The sequence below is a fragment of the Phenylobacterium sp. genome (assembly GCF_030646615.1).
Taxonomy (GTDB): Bacteria; Pseudomonadota; Alphaproteobacteria; order Caulobacterales; family Caulobacteraceae; genus Phenylobacterium.
Genome location: NZ_JAUSLG010000059.1, coordinates 1 through 8952, shown reverse-complemented (window position 1 = coordinate 8952; position 8952 = coordinate 1). Strand labels below are relative to the sequence as shown.

The following is an 8952-nucleotide window of genomic DNA, read 5'->3' as shown; positions in this document are numbered from 1 at the left end:
GCGCCCTGGTGACGGAGCCACGGCTGCTGCTGCTGGATGAGCCCTTCGCGGCCCTGGACGAGATCACCCGACGGGCCCTGGCCGACGATGTGCTGCAGCTCTGGGCCGAGCTCAAGCCGGCCATCGTCTTCGTCACCCACAGCGTCGAGGAGGCGGTCTATATGGCCAGCCGGGTGGTGGTGCTGACCCGCGGCCCCGGCCGGGTCGGCGGCGAGATGACCATCGCCGGCCCGACACCCCGCCCCCCAGGCTTCCGCACCACTGCGGCCTTCCGCAGCGCGGTCGAGGCAGTGTCCACCGTCCTGGCCAAGGGCATGGAGGCGGCCGCATGAGGCGGCTCACGGACCTCATCGCGCCCCTCGCCCTCATCGCCATCCTGCTGGCCGGCTGGGAGATCGCCTGCCGGGCGCTCCAGGTCCCCGCCTATTTCCTGCCGGCGCCCAGCGCGGTCGCCGTGAGCCTGGCGGCCGACGCGGGCACGCTGCTCGCCTCCGCCTGGAACACCCTGGCCATGGCCCTGGCGGCCCTGATCATCGCCAGCCTGGCGGCCCAGGCCCTGGCCTTGCTGGTGGCGTTGAGCGCGGTGCTGGAGCGGGCCATCAAGCCCCTGGCCGTGGTGCTGCAGGTGACCCCGGTGGTGGCCATCGCGCCCCTGGTGGTCATCTGGGCCGGCATCGACAACCCCGAGCGGGCCATCGTGGCCCTGGCCGCCGTCGTCGCCTTCTTTCCGATCTTCTCCGGGGCGGTCACCGGTTTGAAGGCCGCCGATCCGGACCTGGAGCGGCTGTTCGATCTCTATGGAGTCGGCCGGGTGAAGCGCCTGCTGCGGCTGCGGCTGCCCTCGGCGGTCCCCTATCTGATGGAGGGCCACAAGGTGGCTGCGGGCCTGGCGCTGATCGGGGCGGTGGTGGCCGAGTTCGTGGCCGGCTCCGGCGGCGCCCAGGGTCTGGCCTGGCGGATCCTGGAGGCGGGCAACCGCCTGCAGACCGCCCGCATGTTCGCCGCCCTGGTGGTGCTGGGCCTGATGGGCGCCCTGCTCTATGCGGGCCTGGCGCGGCTGGAGCGGTTTGGTCTGCGCTGGTGGCGGGGCCGTTAGCCACAGGTTAAGCCGATAACCCTAAAGCTGGCGGAGCATGAATCGCCCGCTCGCCCCCGCCCTTCTGCTCGCCCTGCTCGTCGGCGCCCATGCTGCGCCGGCGGCGGCCCAAGGTCTGCCACAGGATCGCTATGGTCCGCCCCAGCCCTGGACGGACAGCCCCCAGGCGGCCAGCGCCCGAAGCGCCGACGTCGCCTATGCCGGTCCGATGCTCGGCTGGGCCGGAAAGCGCTCGCCGCAAGGCCCTCCGGCGAACGATGCGGCGACGGCGCCGGAACGCCCCGAGCCCATGGCCCTGTCGCGTCAGTTCGCCTACGCCCAGCCCCCGGCGCAAGCGCCCCGCGCCGCGCCGCCGCCGCCGGTTCAGCCCGGCTATGAGCCCGTCCTTCGCGGCGCGCTTGCGCCGGTCAGCGACCGGGCGCCGGATCTCCTGGGCGGACCGCCGGCCGGTCCCCTGCCCACCAGCATCTATGACCAGGCCGCCGCGGCGCCCGCCGCGCCGCAGCCGCAATATCAGCAGCAGGCCCCGGCGCCGGCCGAGGCGCCACGACAGTTTGCCCAATCGGCGCCTCTGCCCGCCGCCCGCCCCGGGGGCTCACAGCTCTATTCCCTACACCGGGAGTACGGCATGACGCCCGACGCCATTCCCGCCCCGCCCCAAGGTCAAAACTACATCCTGGTGGGGCCGCCCGACGCGCCGCCCGCCGAGGAGGAGGCCGACGAGGGTGGCGAGGGTCTTGATCGCCAGTTCTGAGACATTGCCCATGGAACGGTCCAAGCTTCACGATCTGATCGCCCTGGCCAACGAGCCCTCCAGCGCCCGTCGGCGGGAGTTGCTGCGGGGTGTGACCGATCTGTTCTTCGCCGGCGACGGCGCCCACGGCGGCGGCGAACTGGCCCTGTTCGACGATGTCATGGGACAATTGGCCAGCGACATGGAAGAGGCCGTGCGCGGCGAGCTCGCCAGCCGTCTCGCCGCGGCCTCGGCCCCGCCGCGCCACCTCCTGCGGGATCTGGCCCGCGACACGGCCATCTCCGTAGCCGAACCGGTCCTGACAGGATCGACGGCGCTGACCGACGATGACCTGCTGGCCGTCGCCCACACCCGCGGCCAGGACCATCTGCGCGCCATCAGCCAGCGCTCGACCGTATCGGCGGCCGTGTCCGAAGCCATTGTCGAGCGGGGCGACGACCACACCCTGGACGCGCTGCTGCGCAATGACGGCGCGGAGCTGTCACGGGAGTCCCACGAGCGCGTGGTGGACCGGGCCATGGCCAACACCGATCTGCACGCCGCCGTCGTCGCCCGCCGCGCCGTGCCGGTGGATCTGCTCAACGAAATGTACTTCGTGGTCGAGGCCCAGCTGCGCGACGCCATTCGCGACCGCAACAGCGAGGTTGATCCCGAAGCCCTGGAGGCCGCCCTGGCGGCCGGGCGCAAGAGCCTGGCCACCCGCGACGGCGCCCTGCCCGACGACTATGAAGAGGCCGAGCGGGCGATCCGCCTGCTCAAGCTCCGCAACGGAATCACCCCGCCGGTGCTGGCCGCCTTCCTGCGCAACCGCGAAACCACGCGGTTCCTGGTCGCCCTTTGCGAACTGGCCGATATCGACTTCGGGACGGCGCGCAAGATTCTGGAGCGCCGCGACCTGGACGCCCTGTCCATCGTCTGCAAGGCGGCCGGCTTCGAGCGGTCGCTCTACCTGACCTTCGCCGTCCTGATCCTGGACCGGGAGGCCAACGCCATGGGCCGCGCCCGGGAATATGGCGAACTCTTCGACGCCCTGCCGCGGGAAGCCGCCCAGCGCACCATCCGCTTCTGGCGCCTGCGCCGCCAGAGCGGCGACGTCGCGGCGGCCTGAGCGGCCGATCGCCCTAGGGTTGACCCTGTTTCGTCTCAGCCGGCGCCGCTTCTGGCGGCAGCTCGTAGCGGATCGGCAGGGTGACACGACCGCCGATGGTCGGCAGCCCCTGCTCGGTCCAGACCGACAGGCGGAAGTGCGGCGCCAGGGCGAGGGCCGCCTGGCCAAAGCCGAACTCGGCCGGCTCTTCTGACGTCACCTCGCAGTCCTGCACCGTCCCGCCCGTCCCCACGTCGCAGTTCATGACCACGCGAGCGCCCGATATCCCCTGGATCCGGGCCTCGGCGGGATAGCCATCGACGACGGCGCCGGCCGACGGAAGCTGCGTCCACTTTGGTTGACCGATCACCCGCCTTCCAGAGTCCAGCATCTCAGGGGCGAAGGTGACCATGTACTGGGTCTCGATCCCGCGGAGTTCGACATCGTCGGGCGCCGGAGCCAGCACGAACCGCTCCGACAGGGTCCGGGCCGCCTTGGCGAAGCCATAGCCCCGCGGCGTTTCACTGAGCGTCGTACACGCCCTGAGGCGACCATATTCGTTCAGGGCGCAGCGGATGGTGGCCGAGCCGCCGATCCCTTCGGCGGCGGCCTTTTCCGGATAAGCGGCCGCCGTCTGAGCATGGCTAGGGGCGTCAGCCCACAGGGGCTGGCCCATGAAGCGGCGAGTCATCAGATTATGGCCGCCGGGCAGGTGTGATCCAGTCGGTGTTCCCAGACCCTTGAAGCTGATCGGGATGCGGACGCCCCCGACCACGGGGCGTCCGTCCTTCATCGCCGGTGTCATCAGGAACTGCGGGGTGAGCGCGATGGCGGCCTGGCCAAATCCCATGTCCGCGGGGTCTTCGGAGAGCACGACGCAGTCGAACAACGCGCCTTGCAGGCTCACCTTGCAGCCGATGGTCGCCTCGCCGCCCACCCCCTTGTCCAGGGCCTTGATGGGGAAGACGGCCATGAGTTGGGACCGCGTGGGCAGCCTCAGCCAGTCAGGTTCGACATCGGGGCGCCCCGGCGGCTCCTGGGCCATGGCCAGCCCCGAAAAGCTCAAGGCCGCGCAAAGGGCCAAGCTCATCATTCTCATCGCGCGTCCTCCACAGGGAGGAGAGCCTACCAAAGGTTGTTTTCGGTTACGATGCCCGTATTTCAAACCCCGTCGCGGGGGACCACGCGCAGGCGCAGCCGCTCCATGGCGTCGATGGCGATCAGGGTGAAGGACCGAAGCCCTTCCTCGGCGAACACGTCGAGGGCCGCCTGCAGGGCCAGCGCCGCCGAGGCGCGCTCGCCACGGTCCTTGCCGGTGATGTCGAGCCGCGCCTCATAGATCCGCGCCAGATTGACCTGGGCCAGCGCCCAGCTGACCGGATCGACGCCGGCCCGGCGGTGGGACAGCTCGATCTTGAAGGCGGCCTCGGCGGCGTCCAGCACCGCCAGATCGCCGGACAGCTCGGCCGAGCGCGCCAGGCAGATGGCGCGGCCGTTGGAGGCCTCGGCCCGCAGGGCCAGCGCCGGCGCATCGGCCAGCACAAGGCCCGCACGCTCGTAACAGGTCACCGCCTGCTCGTAGGCCCGCTCACCATCGGTGGCCTCGCCCAGGATCTGCAGGGCCAGGCCCAGGGCGGCCTGGACGCGCGCCCAGTCCAGCGGGCTGTGGTCGCGGGTCAGGTCCTCGACCACGTCGGCCAGCAGGGTGACAGCTTCCAGGATCTGTTCGATGTCGCCGCTGACCTCGCCCATCAGCGCCAGGATCTGACCTCGGAGGGCGGCGGCGCGGGCATGGGCCAGGGGCTCATAGGCGCCGTCCAGGCCTTGCGCGATGTCGTCGGCCTCATCCAGGGCCATCTGCAGCAGGTCCGGATCCTTCAGCCGAGCGCCCCAGCCGGCCAGCATGTCGGCGCGCAAGGTGCGGGCCTCGGCGATCAGCAGGTGGGCGGCCGAGCAGCGACGGGTCAGGGCCTGCAACGCTGCGATGGGGGCGGAGAACCGGGCGGCGGTGACCCGGGCGGCCTGGGCGTCGCCGAGACCCATGCGCCGGCGGCCCTCGATCAGGGCCAGGCCGACCTCGGCCAGGGGAGCGGCCAACCCGCCGCGGGCGGCTTCGCGGGCCTCGCGGAAGGCGACTTCGGCGGCGGCGTTCAGGCCGTCGTCGCCGAACAGTTCGGCGCCCAGCAGGGCGCAGAAGGCCTGTTCGCAGCGGGCGCGGGCCCAGCCGTCGGGACGGCGATGACGATCGAAGGCGCCTGCCGCGGCCTCGGCCTGAGCGGCGGCCTTGCGCAGGGTGGCGGCGTCGCCGGAGCGGCGGGCGACCTCGCGCCAGACAATGGCCGCTTCCAGACGGCGCTGGGGCTTGTCCTTGGCGCTGATGCGCCCGGCGGCCACATCGGCGGCCTTGCCCTCATTGCGCAGCAGGGAGAGATCGAGCAGTTCCAGCAGGGCCGCATCGCCGCCGGCCAGGCCGTCACGGGTGGGACCCCAGGCGCCCTGCCCGCCAAAAATCCGCTTCAGCTCCCGGCCGAACTCGAACATGCCGCGATACTCCGTCCATCAGAGTCCCGCGGCGGGACGCCCCGCGCGGGTTCAGGTCAGACAGAGCAAAGCCGGAGCCGCGGCAATTAACAAGTCATTAACTCTTGAAGATGGTTAACGGAACCTTGCTGGCCTTGAGCAAAACGGCCGTGAAATCGCTCCCGCATCCTGCGGCGCGGCTGGGATTCAGGCGAAGATGGCCGCCTGTTCCTCAGGGCTCAGGATGCGCCAGTCGCCTGGACCCAGGGCGTCCGGCAGGGTGAGCCCGCCGATCTGATCCCTATGCAGGGCTTCCACATGGTTGCCCACCGCGGCGAACATGCGGCGCACCTGATGATAGCGGCCTTCGGTGATGGTCAGCCGGGCCTCGGTTGGCGAGAGGGCCTCAAGGATCGCCGGCGCGAGGGGTTCGGTCTCGCTCTCCAGCATCAGGGTTCCGGCGGCGAAGAGTTCGCCTTCATCGCCGCCTAGCGGCCGGGCGAGGCTGGCCACATAGCGCTTGGCCACATGGCTGCGGGGCGAGATCACCCGGTGCAGCAGCGGCCCGTCGTCGGTGATCAGCAGCAGCCCCGTGGTGTCCAGGTCCAGCCGCCCGATGGTCGAGAGGCCCGGGGTCCGCGCCCGCCAGCGCCGGGGCAAGAGTTCATAGACGCTGCGCCCGGGCTCCCGGTGGGAGCAGACGACACCCAGGGGCTTGTGCATCAGCAGGGTCAGGGGGGCCGGGGGATCGACCGGCGCGCCCTCGATGGTCATGCGGGTCGGCAGGTCGGCGACCACCGGAACCTTGAGCCCGCCATCGCTCACTGTAGCGCCGTCGAAGATCACCGCGCCCTTGCGGACCAGGGCGTGGACCTCACGTCTCGAGCCATAGCCCAGATTGGCCAGCAGCCGATCGAGCCTGGCCATCGGCAGCTTGCTCAACGGCGTGCCTCATAGAGCTTGTAGCCGCCCTCCTCGACCAGCAGCTTGACCTTGGTCCCGAAGCTGTCGCGCAGGGCCGCCTCGTAGGGCAGGTGGCGGTTGGCGACCATCAGGAGCTTGCCCCCCGACCTCAGCGCCTGGGCCGCAGCGGCGATGAAGGCCGCGCCCAGGGCCCGATCCTCGGCGCCGCCATCGTGGAAGGGCGGGTTCATGACCACGAAGTCCAGATCCTTAAGCCCGGCCGCGCCCAGCCGGACATCGGCCCAGACCACCTCGGCCCGGGGCTCGTTCACATTGCGCCGCGCGCAGTCCACGGCCCGGCGGTCGATATCGATCAGGGTCAGGCGGGTGACGGCGGGCGAGGCCAGCACCCCGTGGGCCAGGACTCCCAAGCCACAGCCCAGGTCCGCGCCGGCCCCGGTCTGCGCCGGCAGGCGGCTGAGCAGCAGGGCGGTGCCCGGATCGATCCGGTCCCAGCTGAAGACGCCGGGCTGGGTCCACAGACCAAGCTCTGGCGACAGTCGCGGCGCGCCCTCGGTCAGGGCCTCGGTGAGGTCGAGGCCTTCGGTGCGGACCACGTCGCAGATGCGATGATGGCGCCGGGCGTCCTCGGCGACCTCAAGCCCGAAGGCCTTGAGCTCCTTGGCCAGGCGCGAGCCGCCCTTGGCCTTGGGGGCCAGGGCCGTCAGCGTCCCGCCGGCCTTCAGGGCGCGCAGGCCCTGGGCCAGGACGTAGCGGCGCTCCACCGTGCCCGGGGGCGCCAGGACGGTCAGATGATCGAGGGACTGACCGGGAACGGCATCCAACGCCTCCGACCCGGGGATCAGGGGCGAGAACTGGACGGCGCCGGGCTGCGGCTCGACCAGCTCCCGCGGCGGCAGGCCATAGAGCCCCTGGGTGTCCATGGCTCAGGCCCGTTCCTTGGAGCGCTCGAAGCGCACATTGGGATAGCGCTCGGCCACATAGCCGATCTCCCAGGTCGACTTGGCCAGGAAGACCGGCTGGGCGTCGATGTCGCTGGCCATGGCGCCGCGATGCTTGCCGGCGAAATCCTCCACATCGGCCTTCTCGCCGCCCAGCCAGCGGGCCTCGGCATAGGGGGCCGGTTCGAAGGCCACCTCCAGCTGGTACTCGTTGGCCAGGCGGTCGGCCATGACCTCGAACTGCAACTGGCCCACGGCGCCGACGATGAAGTCGGCCCCGATATTGGGGCGGAACAGCTGGGTGACGCCCTCCTCGGCCAGGCCCTCTAGGGCCTTCTTCAGGTGCTTGGCCTTGAGCGGATCCTTGACCCGCACCCGCTGCAGGATTTCCGGGGCGAAGTTGGGCAGGCCGGCGAAGCGCAGGGTCCCCGTCTCCGACAGGCTGTCGCCCACCCGCAGGACCCCGTGGTTTGGAATGCCGATGACGTCGCCGGCGAAGGCCTCCTCGGCCAGCTCCCGGTCGGAGGCGAAGAACATGATCGGTGAATTGACCGACAGCTGCCGGCCGGTGTTCTGAACCTTCAGCTTCATGCCGCGGGTGAACCGGCCGGAGGTCAGGCGCAGGAAGGCCACCCGGTCGCGGTGGTTGGGGTCCATGTTCGCCTGGATCTTGAACACGAAGCCCGAGACCTCCCGGTCGCCCGGCGCCACATGGATCGTCTCGCCGTTCCGCAGAGCCGGCACGGTGTCCGGCGGTGGGGCGTAGGACCCTAGGCCTTCCAGCAGCTCGGCGACCCCGAACTTGCGCAGGGCCGAGCCGAAGAAGACCGGCGTCATATGCCCTTCCAGGAAGGACTGCGGGTCGAAGGGCTTGGAGGCCTCCTGCACCAGCATCGAGCCCTCCTCCACCTCGGCCTGTTCCTCGGGGTCGAGATAGGAGACCACGGCGTTGGACTTGAAGGCGATCGGATCGGGGTGACCGTCCTCGTCGGCGGTCTTCTTGGCGAAGGGCAGGAAACGATTGCGGCGCAGGTCCACCATCCCCTTGAACCGCCCGCCCGAGCCCGCCGGCCAGTAGAGCGGCGCAGGGTCCAGCGCCAGCTTGGTGGAGATCTCGTCCAGCAGTTCGAAGGGGTCCTGGGCTTCCCGGTCCATCTTGTTGATGAAGGTGACGATGGGAATGTCGCGCAGGCGGCAGACCTCGAACAGCTTCAGGGTCTGGGGCTCGATGCCCTTGGCGGCGTCCAGCACCATGACCGCGGCGTCGGCGGCCGTCAGGGTGCGATAGGTGTCTTCGGAGAAGTCCTCGTGGCCCGGCGTGTCGAGCAGGTTGAACATCAACCCCTCATGGTCAAAGGTCATCACCGAGGCCGAAACCGAGATGCCGCGCTCGCGCTCGATCTTCATCCAGTCAGACCGGGTGCGCCGGTTCTCGCCACGCGCCCGCACCGCGCCGGCCGCGCGGATCGCGCCCCCGGCCAGCAGCAGGTTCTCGGTCAAGGTCGTCTTGCCGGCGTCGGGGTGGGAAATGATGGCGAAGGTGCGTCGGCGGGCGGCCTCGGCGGCGGGAGAATTGCTCATGGCCCGCAGGTAGCGCAGCGCGAGCCCGCGCGAAAGCCCGCGCTTGCCC

At 70.6% G+C, this 8952-nt stretch carries 8 protein-coding genes and 1 pseudogene; 4 read left to right on the top strand and 5 right to left on the bottom strand.

Going from position 1 to position 8952, the window contains the following annotated elements; all coding sequences use genetic code 11:
- The 4 genes and pseudogenes from Q7S93_RS10175 to Q7S93_RS10160 form a co-directional block, all read left to right on the top strand.
- Window positions 1–332: pseudogene (locus Q7S93_RS10175) on the top strand (ABC transporter ATP-binding protein); the annotation flags it as partial.
- Window positions 329–1096, top strand: coding sequence for an ABC transporter permease (locus Q7S93_RS10170; protein WP_304713774.1), 768 nt, complete (start codon window positions 329–331; stop codon window positions 1094–1096). The pseudogene Q7S93_RS10175 and the gene Q7S93_RS10170, both read left to right, overlap by 4 nt.
- A gap of 37 nt (window positions 1097–1133) precedes the next feature.
- Entirely contained in the window at window positions 1134–1850 is a 717-nt protein-coding gene (locus Q7S93_RS10165; protein WP_304713773.1) for a hypothetical protein, read from the top strand.
- A gap of 10 nt (window positions 1851–1860) precedes the next feature.
- A complete protein-coding gene (locus Q7S93_RS10160) occupies window positions 1861–2958 on the top strand; it encodes a DUF2336 domain-containing protein (protein WP_304713772.1) in 1098 nt (365 codons plus the stop codon).
- Between the two features lie 13 nt (window positions 2959–2971).
- On the opposite strand, the gene Q7S93_RS10155 is transcribed toward Q7S93_RS10160, so the two are convergent.
- The 5 genes from Q7S93_RS10155 to Q7S93_RS10135 form a co-directional block, all read right to left on the bottom strand.
- Window positions 2972–4027 (bottom strand): TonB family protein, encoded by a 1056-nt coding sequence (locus Q7S93_RS10155; protein ID WP_304713771.1) that lies wholly within the window; start codon window positions 4025–4027, stop codon window positions 2972–2974.
- 71 nt (window positions 4028–4098) lie between these two features.
- Entirely contained in the window at window positions 4099–5478 is a 1380-nt protein-coding gene (locus tag Q7S93_RS10150; protein ID WP_304713770.1) for a hypothetical protein, read from the bottom strand.
- Window positions 5479–5664: 186 nt separating this feature from the next.
- Complete coding sequence (locus tag Q7S93_RS10145) at window positions 5665–6399, bottom strand: 16S rRNA pseudouridine(516) synthase (RefSeq protein WP_304713769.1); 735 nt, start codon at window positions 6397–6399, stop codon at window positions 5665–5667.
- Window positions 6396–7304 carry a class I SAM-dependent methyltransferase gene (locus tag Q7S93_RS10140; RefSeq protein WP_304713768.1) on the bottom strand — a complete coding sequence of 303 codons (909 nt, stop codon included), beginning with the start codon at window positions 7302–7304 and terminating at the stop codon, window positions 6396–6398. The genes Q7S93_RS10145 and Q7S93_RS10140 overlap by 4 nt, the downstream gene beginning before the upstream one ends.
- 3 nt (window positions 7305–7307) lie before the next feature.
- Window positions 7308–8903 (bottom strand): peptide chain release factor 3, encoded by a 1596-nt coding sequence (locus Q7S93_RS10135; RefSeq protein ID WP_304713775.1) that lies wholly within the window; start codon window positions 8901–8903, stop codon window positions 7308–7310.
- Window positions 8904–8952: the final 49 nt, after the last annotated feature.